The following is a 14018-nucleotide window of genomic DNA, read 5'->3' as shown; positions in this document are numbered from 1 at the left end:
GCGGTAGCCCTGATGCAGAGTCCAAAGTTGCTGCCTGGAGGTTCACTCCCGCACGTCAAGCGAGGCGAGATGACGCAAAGCGGATTGGATGTGTTGTTCGAACACATCCTCGTCGCGGGCAAATTTTACAGATCGACTAGTCAGGGGCTGCGGACGAATGATGATGCAAGATCTGCCACGCATCGTCTTTGTGGCTCAGCACGAAGGTGAAACGAGCCGGTGTCGCCGCTATGTGATCCGTGGAAGATTGGGAAAAGACATAATTGCCCACCACCAGAACGAGGTTGGCGGCCAATCTCGCAGAACGCCAAGCTTCAAATTCCCACTGTATGCGCCCGACGGAAATAGGTTCGAATCTCTTCAGCACCCGAATAGAGCTTCGAGCTCGATGTACCGTACAGTAGCGCGTCACGTGCGTACAAGGCCGCCAGCTTGTCGACGTCGTGAGCGTTGAAGGCTTGCGCCCAGAGCACCAGGAACGCGCGCACGTCCGGCATCATATCGTCTCGATTAAAATTAGATACCCACTTAAATGATGAAGACATCTTGCTGGAACACTGTAAAACACGAGATGAGTCGCTTTTGACACTTCCTGGCGATCGACAATTGAGATTGCCGCCTCAAAAGATCGCCGCTGCTGGATTTCTCCAACAGCGGCTTAGTCTAGGGAGGAAGCAGACAAGCCGGCCTGCCGGCGGATCGCATTACGTGACCTTAGCAAGCCGCAACACGGAGATTGTTGGTCGCGCCCCTCAGTCCAAATGGCACTCCGGAGATCACGATCGCTAAATCACCCGGCTCGGCGTAGCCTTCCTTGCGCGCCGTCGCGGCCGCTATTTGCGTGATGTCATCGGAGCTGGAGGGGTCGGCTGCAACAATGCTGTGTACCCCCCACAGCAAGCTCATGCGCCCCGCGACCCTCTCGTCTGGCGTAAGAGCGAGAATCGGGACCAGCGGCCTTCTACGCGCGATACGAGCGGCGGTGGTCCCGCTTGCGGTGAACCCGATGATCGCTCTCGCATCAATCGCGGCGGCCAGATCCGCGCCCGCGGCCGCAACCGCATGAGGAGGCGTGATTTCCTCACCGACCTGCGAGGCGTCGAGAAGCGACCGATAGAGATGATGCCGCTCGGTGCTTTTGATGATTCTGTCCATCATGGTAACCGCCTCGATCGGATAGGCTCCGCTCGCCGATTCAGCAGAAAGCATGACAGCGTCGGCACCATCGTAGATGGCGGTCGCGACATCGGACGCTTCCGCGCGCGTTGGCGTCGGCATAGCCGTCATCGAATCCAGCATCTGCGTTGCGACGATCACGGGCTTGGCGGCAAGCCGACAGGCGCGAACGAGCTCCTTCTGTCGCGGAGGCACCTCCTCGAGCGGGATCTCAACACCAAGATCGCCGCGCGCGACCATAATGCCGTCCGACAGGGCAATGATATCGCCGATACATTCGAGCGCCATGGGCGTCTCGATCTTGGCTATCAGACCTGCAGCTTCACCGATCAGGGAACGTGCTTCGAGGAGGTCCGATGGTCTTTGAACGAACGACAGAGCGACCCAGTCGACGCCAAGTTCAAGGCCGAAGGCTAAGTCGGTGCGATCCTTATGGGTCAAGGGGGATATATCAAGGAGTGCACCTGGGAGGTTTACCCCTTTGTGGTCACGGATCACGCCGCCCACGACAACTTTCGCGACGATCTCCTTGTCGCCGGGACTAACAACACTTAGACGTACTCGGCCGTCATCGATCAGGACGTCCTGGCCGGGATGAACGGCTGCGAAGATTTCGGGATGAGGCAGGGGAATGGATTGTTTTCCGTCCCCTCCTCCGTCGAGCGAAAAGCGGACCGTTTCGCCCGCATTCAGCATCAGCTTGCCGCCATCTAATGAGCCGATGCGAAGCTTCGGTCCTTGCAAATCCTGCAGCACGCCGATTGGCGTGCCGACCTCGTGTTCAAGCCGCCGGATCGACGCAAGAACCCCCGCATGGTCATCATGCGATCCGTGACTGAAATTGAGCCGGAACGTGTCCGCACCTGAAAAATAAAGAGAGCGGATCATCTCGGGTGCGGCCGTCGCCGGCCCCACCGTTGCGACAATTTTGGCAAAGCGAGAGCGACGCATCTTGGATCCCCTAGTTAGAGGATGAAACCAGTGTGAACGAAATTGGAATGGCGTTCCTCGACGATGGTATTCAGAATCTCGCGCGATGGGCTCGTATACTTCGCGGCCACCATGGATCGAATGGAAAATGAACGTAGCGCATCCGTGACCGACAAGGTGCCTTCGGCTGCATCCTTCCTGCCCGTGAAGGGAAACACGTCCGGCCCACGTTCACATTGACAGTTCAAGTTGACGCGGCAGACTTGATTGACCAGGACATCCGACATGCGACCGATCACGTCGGGGTCGCGGGCGAACAGGCTTACCTGCTGGCCATGTTCAGAGGTGGCCACGTAATCAAGCGCGAGGTCGACATCCTCGAAGTTCGACATGGGGATGAGTGGTCCGAACTGCTCCTCCCGAAAGAGCCGCATGGACGGCCCCACAGGATAGACGACTGCGGGATAGAAAAGAGTGCCTACGGCCGTACCCCCGCCGGCGTTGAGAATACGGGCGCCCTTCGTTACGGCGTCATCTAGAAGCGCGCTCATCTGGTTTACTTTCTCGACACTTGGCAAGGGCGTCAGAGTCACGTCTGGCGCCCAGGGCATACCGATTTTTAGTTGGGCGAGCTCCGCTTGTAGCGCCGATATGAACGAATCAGCGACATCGCGGTGCACGAGCAGCATCTTCAGGGCCGTACAGCGCTGTCCATTGAACGAGAGCGCGCCTAGTAGGCATTCCTTTGCTGCGAGTGCGATATCAGCATCAGGCATAACGATCGCCGCGTTCTTTGCGTCGAGACCGAGAATGGCACGCAGGCGGTTGGTTTTTGGGTGGAGTTTTTTAAGGTGGTCGGCCACTCGGCTCGAGCCGATTAGCGTAAGGACATTGATTTGGCCGGTCTCAAGAAGTGTCGGGACGATTTCCGCGCCTTCACCGTAGGCGAAGTTGACTACTCCAGGCGGGAACGCGGCCCGGAACACCTCCAGCAGCGGTTCGAACAAGAGAACGCCGTGTCGGGGCGGCTTGAAGACGACGCAATTGCCCATGATCAACGCCGGAATGAGCGTCGCGAAAGTTTCATTCAGGGGATAGTTGTATGGCCCCATGCAGAGGACAACGCCGAGTGGCGTTCGGCGTATCAGGGCAATCACTCCTTCAACGATTTCAAACCGCGAGTTGGCATTGTCGAGATTGCGCACCGCGTCGATTGTTTGCCGGACGTAGTCCACTGTGCGGTCAAATTCCTTTTCTGAATCCGCGAGCGTTTTGCCAATCTCCCACATGATAAGCCGTGTGACTTCGGCGCGGCGCGCACACATGCCGGCGAGAAATCTTTGCATCGCCAGGATGCGCTCTGAAACACGCATGGTGGGCCACGCGCCGCGCCCGCTGTCGTATGCAGCGACCGCAGCGTCGAGTGCGGTTATCGCCGTCGCGACGTCGCCGGACGGATGGCTGCCGATCCGCATCTGCGTCAACCCGCCATTACTTCCGCGGACCATCACGGGAGACAGAACGTTCTTGACCGGCCCTATCCAGTCCCGCATTTCGCCGTTAACGAGAACACTCCGCTGTTCAATGGGCGCAATGGCGGCCTCGTGCAAAGCCGCGTCATCGGCAGTCGGAAAGAGCAAGCTGAGATTATCGCGGCTCATCATCATGATTCACAACAAGGACTGGTATCCGAAGAGACAACGAAGTCGCGCAGATCACAGTGCCGCGACGGCCTCCCCCTTTTCTGACGGCCTAGCATCAATACTATCGGCTCACACTTATAGCGCCCTTCGGCACGTCGCTGCCCCGCTCGAACGGAACCGCAAGCATCAGCAGAATTTCCGCGATCGCAGGGCGGCAATCTCAATCCTCCGTTTAGGAAGCCACTCGTTTCTCGGTATTGGAGGCGGCGAGGATATCCGCCACAGCACGGTAGCTGAAGACGATCGCGGGACCGATTGTGATCCCTGCTCCCGGGTAGATTCCGCGCATTGGCGAAGTCATGTCGTTGCCGCAGGCGTAGAGACCCGGGATCGGCTTGCGCTGTGCGTCCAGAACTTTACCGCAGCTATCGGTTGCGAGGCCCGACGCAGTGCCGAGCGTTGCCGGAACGATCGGCAGCGCAATGAAGGGGCCCTTTCGGATCGGTCCGAGATTTGGGTTCTTTGCTCCGACCGATGGATCCCCAAGCGTGCGGTTGAAGGCCGACTCACCGCGCTTGAAGAGTGGATCGATCCCTGTGGCGGCGTGGGCGTTGTGCTCCTCGATCGTTCTCTCGAGCTCGGCTGGGTCGAGTCCGATTTCCCTGGCAAGCTCTGGGATTGTTCGCCCCACCTTGATATATCCAAGCCGCGCGTATTTCCGGATGCTCAGCGTCCATGGCCACGGCAACAGATGTCCCATGCCGCGGAGGCGAACGAAATCGTAATCACAGACGAAATAGAACCGCTTGTCTGCGGGGTATCCGTTTGCGAACATCGCCAGGCAAATGTCATGGTAGGAGTTGGACTCATTTACGAATCGGCGCCCGTTCGGCGCGACCGCGATGACGCCGGGACGCCCCCGATCGAGCCAGCCATACGGGACAACTTGTGAGCTGCTCCTGGTCTTGAGGATCGATACTGGTGTCCAGAACCCTGCGGACGCGACATCCTTATCGACTGCGGCTCCGACCTTCGTTGCAAGCTCAATGCCATCGCCGGTGACATCGGGATGAGCCAGGGTGTCGTCATGCTGATGCGGTCCGCTCAGCTCGGCTCTCAGCTGGGCGTTGCGCGCGAAGCCGCCCGTTGCGAGGACGACGCCATGGGAAGCACGCACGCGAAGCTCGGAATCGGCGTGTTTGATGATTGCCCCCGTGACGCGCCCATCCTCCTTGATGAGTTCAAGAAGAGTAGACGCCGGCCATATTTCGACATTGAGCTTGCGCAAGCTCACCAGCAAGCGAGCGATCAACGCGTTGCCTCCACTGAATTCCGTGCCGCGCCTATAGCTCAAGCGATCCCGTGCGTAGCGGCTGACGCGGCGCAGGACGTGCTTGAGGGACGAGAAGGATTGAAACGGATTCAGGAAGCTTCGGACCTCGCCGGACGAGATCATCATCCCTCCGAGTACAACACGAATGGGATCCCCGATGAGATTGAAGTCTTTGCCGAGAAGGCGCGCATCGTAGGGGGCAGGGCTGAGTGCCCGGCCCTTGTCTACGCCGCCGACTTGGCTCGAGTGATAATCGGGCGCTGAGGCCAGTGTGAACTTGACCTCTGTCCCGTTCTCGAGCGAAGCAAGCGCGGATGGACCGTCCTCCAGATAGGCTTCGATGAGGTCTGGCCGGTAGTAATTGCCCAGCTCATGCTGAAGATAGGTCCGGGCCTTGGCAAACGAGTCCTCGATTTTTGCGGACCGCGCCTGGGGCGAGCAGGGAATCCAGATCATGCCGTTTGAGAGAGCCGTCGTTCCGCCAAGTCGCGGAGATTTTTCACAGACGGTCACTCGAAGTCCAGCCTTCGCCGCATAGAGGGCGGCTGACAGACCGGCTGCCCCGCTACCGATCACGAGAACATCGGCTTCCCTATCATCCGCCGGTCTGCCCGCTCGGGAGAGCGTCACCTTGTTCTGCTTGCCTGATTGGCTGATTGGCTCGTTCATTCCAGCCTCTTTTTTATTTGCGATGAACATCAGTTTTGCTGCGGCAGAGGAACGGCTTTAAATTCCTCTGCCGCTGCCTTCACTGCCCGTTCGATTGGAATCCGTTCGATGGAGGAGGCGCCAACGAAGCCGACACATTCGGTCGAGCGGTAAACTTCATACGTATCCTGTGGCTCGGCGATTGCCCCACCGTGGCAGAGGAGAATGATATCCGATCGGACCCCCTTAGCTGCCGCGTTGATCTCGTTGATGCGCCTGATCGCCTCCTGGATCGACTGTCCTTCCTCGTGGCCCACGAGCCCGCCTCGGGTAGCGCCGACATGAGGGACAATGCAGTCCGCTCCGCTACTCGCCATGGCTTTGGCGTCGTCAGGGCTCGCTACGTAGGCGAGCGAGAAGATGTTCTTCTTGCGGGCAGTCGCAATCATCTCGACCTCGCGCTCGAAGCCGAGCCCTACACGACCGCGGCGGTCACGCCATTTTTCTCCCATGGTGGAGATGGTCGGGTAGTTGATCACGCCGGAGAAGCCGGCAGCAGAGAACTTGTCCAGAAGAGCATCAAGATCAAGCCGGAGAGGATCCCAAGCTTCAACGCCGCCAATCACCGGCACAGAAGATACGACGTTGCGGATTTCCGCAGCGAGCTCCAACGTTCGGTCATTGGAATCACCGATGCGACTGGTGGGAAGGCCCATGAGCCGCGAGAGACCTGTGCTGTAGACCACCAGCATATCGGCCCCTCCGAGCGCAGCACATTTTGCGACCAACCCACAGCTGCTGGCCGCGGCGAGAATCGCTTTTCGGTCCGCGACTTGGCTTGCGATCCTCGAAACAATTTCCGCTCGATCAAATATTCGCACGAAATAGACCTCCCAGGTCCAAGTGCTCGAGGATCCACGTCACGGCGGCCTCGGCAAATTCGGGGTCGTTGATGTGGCAGCTGAGTTCGCGGACCGCGATCTCTGGCCGGAGACTGGTCTTGATTGCCTGCAGCCAGGCCTGGTCGGCTTCCGTGTCACGAAATACGCCGCCCTCCCGGTCGTAGTCCGACACGCCTTTGGCTGGCCAAAGCACGATGGCAGGCCCCTGGGCCTGCGACAGCCGCTCGGCCGTAAGCTCGCCGATACTGGCATTCTCGGCAGGCGTCGTACGCATCAGTGTCGTGTAAGGAGTATGGGAGTAGAACCGGCGGTTTCGGAATTGATCGGGTACGCTGGAGGGCGGGCCGAAATTAACCATGTCAACCGCGCCGGGTGCGATGACTTGCGGGATCTGTTGGTGCGAGGCCGCCTTGAGCCGATCGGGGCCGGCGCTGGCTGTGCCTCCCACGAGTTCATCGGCCAACTCCGTTGTAGTCAGATCGATCACGGCATCGAATTCGCCGGCAGCGATCAGCTGCTCCATTTTCCGGCCACCGGCTCCGTTGGCCGGAAACACGATCGCGTGCAGGCCGGCATCGGCAAGCAGGGACACGCACTGATTTGCTGCAGGCGTCGTCACGCCGAAGGCCGTGATCGCAACGACCTTCCTCTCGCGTTCACGTTTGCTGGGTTGATAATGCATGGCGGAAATAGCCCGCCCTGCATTCTCCAGCACTCGTGCCGTGAACGCGTTGATACCGACGAGATCGACCAGCGTTGGGTACAGGACGATGTCGTGATGGGTCGCGAGTTCAGCGAGGAGCGCTGGCCGCGCACTCGTCACCAGCAGCTTCGGAAAGCCATAAGGCAAATCAGACGCGATCTCGCCGAAAACAGCGCTCCCCTTGCCTCCCGCAATCGCCACGATCGCGCTGATCTCGCCGGAGGCCAGGAGCCCGGCAACTCGCGTGCGCGTAGTGGCGGCTATCTCTTTCAGGAGCTCGGCTGGTGACGCCAGGCGCGCTCCCGCACCGTCAGCTGGCCGCGCCAGATTCCGATTGGCGGACGTGCCAATATCGATCTGGACGGTACTTCTGCCTTGTCCCTTGATGACATCCGCAAGGAAAGAGGCTTCCTTCCCCTTGGTGTCCATTGTGGCCACGACCGCGACCGCGCCCAAGGCCGCAGTTGCTGGCTCGAATAGATGGCCATCCCGGACCGACCTCTCGCCGTCCGCGCAATGGTGAGACACGGTTGTCCTCCCGGACCATTTGTGACAGCAGGTGGTCTAGACCGGGCCCAAACCGGGTATAAGATCGACGAAGCGCGTAAGTGGGTAAGATTGGGTAGAAGCCGTGAGAGCGACAATTATCGGCAAACTTGCCACAGACCTCTTGGTTCGCCGCGGCATGTCCCTGCAGATCTATGCCCCGTCGCTGCGCAGCCTTCCTGAGGACGCTATGCTCGTCATGGCGACCCTTCCTGTCATCGACTGGAACAACTGCCTATTGCGGGACTTGCACATTATCAAAAAGAGGACGCCCGTTCCTGCTTATGCGGCGATCGTCATGATCGATCCCTTTGCATGCTGGGAGGATTTCGCCGACTTGTTGAAAAATGCTGAGATCACCGGGATCATAAACTTTCCACCTGCGTCGATACTTGAACGGTCGAGCGGAGGCGTGCCCGTCGACACCGGACAGGAGCTCGAGCTTCGGCGCATGGAATGGTTCGCAAGCCTCGGGTTCAAGGCGTTGTTCGCGGCGGCCAACGAGTCGGACGTCACGGCGGCGGAGCGGCGGTTAGGTTCGCAACTCGATGGCGTGGTCTATTTGCCCCCGGAGGCGCTCGCTCTGACGATTGGAACCGACATGGGGCTGGTAAGCCTTGGACCTCAGGGGTCGCCGGTACCGAAGTTCGCGCTCCTAGAGGCAACCGCTTCAAGGCGGCCACTTCCAACGTGAGAAGCGCAGCGCTATTCGAGGATCCGCAGCTTCTTGATCTTGTTATATAGCGTTTTTCTTGAAAGCCCGAGAGAGCGGGCGGTCTTGCCTCGGTGAAGCCGGTTTCTTTTCAGGCCTTCAATGATCCACTCGCGTTCGGACAGCGAAGCCGAGGGCTTGGCATGTGACTGGGCATCCAGAAGCGGTCTTAGCACATCGGCCGTGATGTGGGTTTGCCGCAGGGTCACGAGCTGGTTTACGATCTGGCGCAATTCCCGCAAATTGCCCGGCCAGTCATGACCGGCGAGCGCCAGGAATGCTGAATTTTCAATTGCAAGCGTCTGGGCCCTCGAATCTCCCTTCGCCTCGACCGTGAAGTGTTGAATCAGCTGCGGAAGATCCTCGAGCCGGTCTGGCAAGGAAGGCAGCTCAATATCGAGTCCCGCAAACAAAGCGAGCAGCCGGGGACATAACACAGTTTCAAGGCCAGCCCCCCGGGAGACGGTGGCGGTCGCGATGATCCGCGCCGTGGAGCGGACAACCGCGATACCGTTCAAAGGTGTGAAACCGCCAGTCTCGAGGTAATCGGCAAGACGCTCCTGCCCCTCGCGCGAAAGCTGGTCCACATGCAGCAGCAAGACCGCACCATCGCTTGACGTTTCCAGGAGCGACAATTGGCGCCTTCTGGTCTCATCGCGCTCGGCGCCAAACAACGCTCCCAGCGTATCGATCGCGGGGCCTGGCCGGCACTGAAACAGCGCCGCCTTGGCGTGCTTGCGATCGCTAAAGGCGAGTACGAGACCTGCTATTCTTCGTTTCCCCGAGCCGGCTTCGCCCCAGACAAGCACTGGATTGGGGTTGGCGGCCAAGCGTTTTGTCGTCTCGAGGATGCGCTTCATCGAAGACGCCTGCGCGATGACCCCGTGCCTGAATCCGCTCAGCTGGAGCTGCCGTTCAAGCAGATCGACCTTCTCCCGCAATAAGTGGATGGTTTTGAAGCCCGAGGTCACCTCAAGGACGGACATCTCCAACGGCACGCGGTCCAGCGAAGAGCCTCCGATGAAACCTTGGATACCCGTCTCTCGGCAGATATCCAACAATTCGTCGGGCTTTGTAATCGGTCCGCCGCCAAGCAGGCAAATGGCACTCTTGTCGATGGATTGAGCAACGCGCGCAACAGCACTGGTGCGTGCTGCAAGCTCCGACAGGCTGATCGACGGGTCCGACGTGCTCTCGACACCGCGGTTTAGATTGAAGTTGATGCAGATCGCCTCAGCACCCGCTTCAACCATGCGCCTGGCCTCGGCTTGGGTGCGCGTATAGGCGATGGTCATCAGGCCGCGTTTTGCGGCCTTCACCAGAAGCTCGGTCTCTCGAGCGTAACCAAGGCCGCACTTCTCGAGCAACGACCTCCGGTAGTCATCGATGTGTATGACTGACGGAAAGTTGGTGACTCCGGAAAACCCCCATCTGATGATCCGATCGAGCCAGCGGTCAAGATCGAGCTGCGGATCGAACGTGCAGGCACCGAAGAATACGGGCAGTTTCGTGCTAGGCAGGATTTCGGTCCGTCCAAAGCTGGCCACGAACTCGTTGCAATTGCGGATTGGAAGAATGGATGCAGGCGAGGAGCCGCCCATCGCACGAAAACGGCCCGCATTGAGCGCAAGTACGAAATCTGCGCCCGCCCGTTCGGCCGCTCGTGCGGTCATGCCTGAACCGATTCCCGCCCCAAGTACAAAAGAGCGGGAATTTCGGAAGAACTGCCTGATACCGGCTCCCTTCACCTCATCCGTCCGCTATCCAAAACTGGGCCGACATCATCGCCCGGCTTGAGCGAAAGACTAGCTCCAATTCGCCGGCGCATGCAACCGCCGAAGCGCCCTGCCGTTGCTCATGAACAGGTGGCAATCCGCGGGAGCAGCAGCAAGACGAAGCTTCCCCGCCCTCTTGAGCGGCTCTTTTGGCGCCTTGGCGACGACAGCTTCGTTTCCGGCGTTGCCGTAGATGTAGGTAACGCTGCCGAGATGCTCGACGAAATCGACATCGAGCTCGATGGCGATATCCTGCTGCGTCTGCGAGGACGCGGAGAAATCGTCGGGCCGAATTCCGAGCGTGATCGCCTTGCCGACCAATTCTTTGTCTGGTTGGACCGGGACGCAGACGCTGGTGCCGGTCTGAAGGCGCACGTCCATACCTCCCTGGTGCGCCGCCTCGACCTCGCCACCCAGGAAGTTCATTTTGGGCGAACCAATGAACCCTGCCACGAAGCGCGATGCCGGATTGTGGTAGAGGTCGTGCGGGCTGCCGACTTGCTCGATATTTCCGTCCTTGAGCACGACGATCTTGTCCGCCATGGTCATCGCCTCGACCTGGTCGTGTGTTACATAGATCATCGTGTTGCCGAGCTGCTTATGAAGCTTGGCAATCTGAACCCTCATCTGCACCCGCAATTCCGTGTCCAGGTTGGAGAGGGGCTCATCGAACAGGAACACCTTTGGTTCGCGCATGATTGCGCGCCCGATTGCGACGCGCTGCCGTTGTCCCCCTGAGAGTTGTCGGGGCTTGCGGTCCAGCAGATGATCCACCTGCAAGAGCGAAGCAGTCTCCCCTATCCTGGTGGCGATCTCGCCCCTCGCAGCCTTGGCCATACGCAGCGGGAAGGCAAGGTTCTCTCTCACGGTCATATGCGGATAGAGAGCGTAGCTTTGAAATACCATTCCGATGTTGCGGTCCACCGCGTCGATATCGTTGACGAGCTCATTATCGATCAGGAGCCGCCCGCCGCTGATGGGCTCCAGCCCCCCTATCATGCGCAACAAAGTGGACTTGCCCGACCCAGATGGACCGACGAAGGCAACGAACTCGCCGTGATCTATTTTCAGGTCAATGTTGCGCAGGACTTCTATCGTTCCATACACCTTCCTAACGCCTTGCAGGCGCACATCGGCCATCATACCCTCCTCTGTCGTGACGGCCCCGAGAGAGTCGCGGTCACATCGATCTCGCCCAAGCTCGACACGATGAAATCGGGCGGTTTCAAAGACGGGTCCTCTCGGGCCGGCACACCGGTCGTGACAAGCACGCTCGGTAGACCTGCCCTCTTTCCGGCCTGAATATCGGTCTGAATTTGATCGCCGATTAGAATAGTCGAATCGCGAGCGGTACCAAGCCGAGAAAGTGCCGTTTCGATCATATGCGGTTCGGGCTTACCGGCGATCAACGGTCTCACTTGCGTGGCAGCAGCAATAGCTGCGATCGCTGCACCAGCTCCTGGTTCGAATCCGCTCGCCGTCGGCAGCAGAAGATCCGGATTGGTGCCGATAAAAGCGGCTCCATTCAGGATCGCGTCAACCGCGATCCGCATCTTCTCGTGCGTGATCTCGCGATCGAGCCCCATCACTACGGCTTCGGGTGTTCGCTCGGTGACCTCGAGTCCTGCGCCAACCAAGGCCTTCACGAGGGAGGGAGCACCGATAACATAGACGCGTCTCAATTCTGGGTATTTCGCACGGATGAGCTCCGCGGCCGTGACAGCGCTTGTAACCACCTGCTCGGGCGCAATTGCAAGACCGTGTCCTTCCAGCTTGCGGACGACGTCCTCTGGCGTGTGCGTCGAATTGTTCGTCACGAAACAAAATCGCAGGCCGGCTGTCTGCCACCGAGCGAATGCTCCTATCGCATCTGCGATCGCTGCGTGCCCGCGATAGACCACCCCGTCCAGATCCGAGATGATGCCTTGGATTGGTGGCCAGCTGAGGTGAGAGCCTGCGCTAGCCATTCATCAGCATCCCGCCGTTCACATGAACGATCTGCCCGGTCATGTAGGAGGCTGCGGGACTTGCGAGGAAGACCGCAAGCCCAGCGATATCCTCGGGCAATCCGACCCGCCCCAAAGGAATTCGGCCACTATGCCGTGCCTCGGTCTCCTCCCGCGGACGGCCGTGCATGGGTGTATCGATGATGCCGGGCGCGATTGCGTTGACGTTGATGTTGAGAGGAGCGCATTCGTAGGCGAGGAGCTTGGTTACGTCGTGAACGATCGCCTTCGACAAGCAATAGTCGGCTCCGCCGGCCTGATAGTTGAAAACGGCGCCTTGCGAGGACAGTGAGGAGCCGACATTGACTATGCGACCGCCTTTGCTGTTCATAAAACGCTCGATGACCAGCTTCGAGCAGCGCAGCACGGCGACCGAGTTGATCTGTATGGTGCGCTCTATCTTGTCAGCATTGCCGCTGAGAAGCGGCTGGGCCGATTTTATGCCGGCGTTGTTGATCAACACGTCAAGCCTGCCGAACAGCCTGGCGATCTCGTCGAGAACCCTTGCAACGTCTTCCTCGCGCGCCACATCCATCGCCATTGGCAGTATGCCGTTCCCGTGAGGTAACCTCGTCAGAATGTCCCGGAGGTTCTCCAGGTTCGCGTCTGTCGCGAGGACGTTTGCTCCGCCTTGGCGGAAGGCATTGGCAATGGAGGAGCCTATGCCGCCGCCGGCCCCGGTGACGAGCACGGTCCTGTCTGCAACTGAGAACTGTTCGGTCATTACAACTCCAAGATCGTTTGGGATTTCAGGAACTCGTCGACGGCCTCGCCGGTCGGCATGGAGCTTTGGGCGCCGCGTCGTGTCACGCACAATGCGGCCACTGCCAGCGCCCTTTTGACGGCTTCTCGCAACGGCAGCCGCTGGGCGAGTGACGCTGCGAAGCCCCCATTGAACGCATCGCCCGCAGCGGTCGTGTCAACGACCTTCACGGGAAATGCCCGCAGGGCAAAAGCCCGCTCCGCATCGGCGTAAAAGGCCCCCTGCGCGCCGAGAGTAATCAGCGCTGCGTTTGGACCGAGGTCGAGTAGTTTTCCGGCGGCGTGAGCGGCACTCTCAAAGTCGTGCACCTCGACCCCGGTTAACTCAAAAGCTTCGGTCTGGTTCGGAGTGACGAAATTGACGTTTCTCCATGCCGCCGATGAAAGCCCGGCTCTAACGGGCGCTGGATTGAAAATGAGTTCAAATCCCTTTGCCCGTTTCATCTCAAAGAGGCGATTAAGAGCGGGAATCGGCATGCCCATCTCGGCAACAACGATCGCGTCGTGCTCAATGAATTCCGCGGCTCTATCGATCATGGCAGGGGTGACGTTCAGATTAGCGCCGGGATCTATGACGATCATGTTGGAGCCATCGTCACCGACCAGAACGAGAGCTGATCCCGATATTTCTCCTGGGCACACTTCGATAGCGTCAGCGCGAACGCCCGCATCCCGCAGGGACAGCGACAGCGATCGACCGGCATCATCGTCTCCGAGCCGCGTGTAAAAGTGTGGGCGCAGTCCAAGCCGAGCAGCAGCAACAGCCTGGTTGGCGCCCTTGCCTCCGGGGTTGCGGTTCAAGGCTCCCATGAGGCTTTCGCCCGGTGTCGGAAGCCGCTCGACATTGAAGCAGAGATCAAGATTGGTCGTTCCGAAGAACAT

13 protein-coding genes are annotated in these 14018 nt (G+C 59.4%); 1 reads left to right on the top strand and 12 read right to left on the bottom strand.

Going from position 1 to position 14018, the window contains the following annotated elements:
• Window positions 1-136: 136 nt before the first annotated feature.
• The 7 genes from I6F16_RS38280 to I6F16_RS35020 all read right to left on the bottom strand — a co-directional run bounded on the left by I6F16_RS38280 (window position 137) and on the right by I6F16_RS35020 (window position 7863).
• On the bottom strand, window positions 137-202 hold the full coding sequence (locus I6F16_RS38280) for a hypothetical protein (RefSeq protein WP_346730189.1): 66 nt from the start codon (window positions 200-202) through the stop codon (window positions 137-139).
• 112 nt (window positions 203-314) lie between these two features.
• Entirely contained in the window at window positions 315-497 is a 183-nt protein-coding gene (locus I6F16_RS38115; protein WP_276573577.1) for a nuclear transport factor 2 family protein, read from the bottom strand.
• 217 nt (window positions 498-714) lie between these two features.
• Window positions 715-2127 (bottom strand): pyruvate kinase, encoded by a 1413-nt coding sequence (gene pyk, locus I6F16_RS35040; protein ID WP_225174460.1) that lies wholly within the window; start codon window positions 2125-2127, stop codon window positions 715-717.
• 14 nt (window positions 2128-2141) lie between these two features.
• Window positions 2142-3773, bottom strand: a complete 1632-nt coding sequence (locus I6F16_RS35035) for an NADP-dependent glyceraldehyde-3-phosphate dehydrogenase (RefSeq protein WP_225174459.1) — start codon at window positions 3771-3773, stop codon at window positions 2142-2144.
• Between the two features lie 208 nt (window positions 3774-3981).
• The gene (locus I6F16_RS35030; protein ID WP_225174458.1) at window positions 3982-5751 is read right to left on the bottom strand and encodes an FAD-dependent oxidoreductase; all 1770 of its coding nucleotides are present in this window, start codon (window positions 5749-5751) and stop codon (window positions 3982-3984) included.
• A 29-nt stretch (window positions 5752-5780) separates the two neighbouring features.
• Window positions 5781-6611 (bottom strand): phosphoenolpyruvate hydrolase family protein, encoded by an 831-nt coding sequence (locus I6F16_RS35025; RefSeq protein WP_051056930.1) that lies wholly within the window; start codon window positions 6609-6611, stop codon window positions 5781-5783.
• Window positions 6598-7863 (bottom strand): Tm-1-like ATP-binding domain-containing protein, encoded by a 1266-nt coding sequence (locus I6F16_RS35020; RefSeq protein ID WP_225174457.1) that lies wholly within the window; start codon window positions 7861-7863, stop codon window positions 6598-6600. Before I6F16_RS35020 ends, I6F16_RS35025 begins: the two co-directional genes overlap by 14 nt.
• A 157-nt stretch (window positions 7864-8020) precedes the next feature.
• Here I6F16_RS35020 and I6F16_RS35015 point away from each other — a divergent pair, with 157 nt between their 5' ends.
• Window positions 8021-8575, top strand: a complete 555-nt coding sequence (locus I6F16_RS35015) for a hypothetical protein (protein WP_162131165.1) — start codon at window positions 8021-8023, stop codon at window positions 8573-8575.
• A gap of 11 nt (window positions 8576-8586) precedes the next feature.
• Here the strand turns inward: I6F16_RS35015 and I6F16_RS35010 are convergent, their stop codons facing one another.
• The 5 genes from I6F16_RS35010 to I6F16_RS34990 form a co-directional block, all read right to left on the bottom strand.
• The gene (locus tag I6F16_RS35010; RefSeq protein WP_240538136.1) at window positions 8587-10266 is read right to left on the bottom strand and encodes a phosphoenolpyruvate hydrolase family protein; all 1680 of its coding nucleotides are present in this window, start codon (window positions 10264-10266) and stop codon (window positions 8587-8589) included.
• Between the two features lie 132 nt (window positions 10267-10398).
• The gene (ugpC, locus tag I6F16_RS35005; protein WP_225174456.1) at window positions 10399-11508 is read right to left on the bottom strand and encodes a sn-glycerol-3-phosphate ABC transporter ATP-binding protein UgpC; all 1110 of its coding nucleotides are present in this window, start codon (window positions 11506-11508) and stop codon (window positions 10399-10401) included.
• The gene (locus I6F16_RS35000) at window positions 11508-12335 is read right to left on the bottom strand and encodes an HAD-IIA family hydrolase (RefSeq protein ID WP_036008283.1); all 828 of its coding nucleotides are present in this window, start codon (window positions 12333-12335) and stop codon (window positions 11508-11510) included. Before I6F16_RS35000 ends, ugpC begins: the two co-directional genes overlap by 1 nt.
• Window positions 12328-13098 carry an SDR family oxidoreductase gene (locus tag I6F16_RS34995; RefSeq protein WP_036008286.1) on the bottom strand — a complete coding sequence of 257 codons (771 nt, stop codon included), beginning with the start codon at window positions 13096-13098 and terminating at the stop codon, window positions 12328-12330. Before I6F16_RS34995 ends, I6F16_RS35000 begins: the two co-directional genes overlap by 8 nt.
• Entirely contained in the window at window positions 13098-14018 is a 921-nt protein-coding gene (locus I6F16_RS34990) for a ribokinase (RefSeq protein ID WP_225174480.1), read from the bottom strand. The genes I6F16_RS34995 and I6F16_RS34990 overlap by 1 nt, the downstream gene beginning before the upstream one ends.

Origin of the sequence: Bradyrhizobium sp. IC4060 (assembly GCF_020193715.1) — a bacterium.
Taxonomy (GTDB): Bacteria; Pseudomonadota; Alphaproteobacteria; order Rhizobiales; family Xanthobacteraceae; genus Bradyrhizobium; species Bradyrhizobium yuanmingense.
This window is presented reverse-complemented; position numbering and strand designations above follow the sequence as displayed.

Coding starts and splice junctions, on each gene's coding strand:
- pyk (WP_225174460.1), bottom strand. CDS start 2,127: ATGCGTCGCTCTCGCTTTGCCAAAATTGTCGCAACGGTGGGGCCGGCG.
- I6F16_RS35010 (WP_240538136.1), bottom strand. CDS start 10,266: ATGACCGCACGAGCGGCCGAACGGGCGGGCGCAGATTTCGTACTTGCG.
- ugpC (WP_225174456.1), bottom strand. CDS start 11,508: ATGGCCGATGTGCGCCTGCAAGGCGTTAGGAAGGTGTATGGAACGATA.
- I6F16_RS38115 (WP_276573577.1), bottom strand. CDS start 497: ATGCCGGACGTGCGCGCGTTCCTGGTGCTCTGGGCGCAAGCCTTCAAC.
- I6F16_RS34990 (WP_225174480.1), bottom strand. CDS start 14,018: ATGTTCTTCGGAACGACCAATCTTGATCTCTGCTTCAATGTCGAGCGG.
- I6F16_RS35030 (WP_225174458.1), bottom strand. CDS start 5,751: ATGAACGAGCCAATCAGCCAATCAGGCAAGCAGAACAAGGTGACGCTC.
- I6F16_RS34995 (WP_036008286.1), bottom strand. CDS start 13,098: ATGACCGAACAGTTCTCAGTTGCAGACAGGACCGTGCTCGTCACCGGG.
- I6F16_RS35035 (WP_225174459.1), bottom strand. CDS start 3,773: ATGATGATGAGCCGCGATAATCTCAGCTTGCTCTTTCCGACTGCCGAT.
- I6F16_RS35015 (WP_162131165.1), top strand. CDS start 8,021: ATGTCCCTGCAGATCTATGCCCCGTCGCTGCGCAGCCTTCCTGAGGAC.
- I6F16_RS35000 (WP_036008283.1), bottom strand. CDS start 12,335: ATGGCTAGCGCAGGCTCTCACCTCAGCTGGCCACCAATCCAAGGCATC.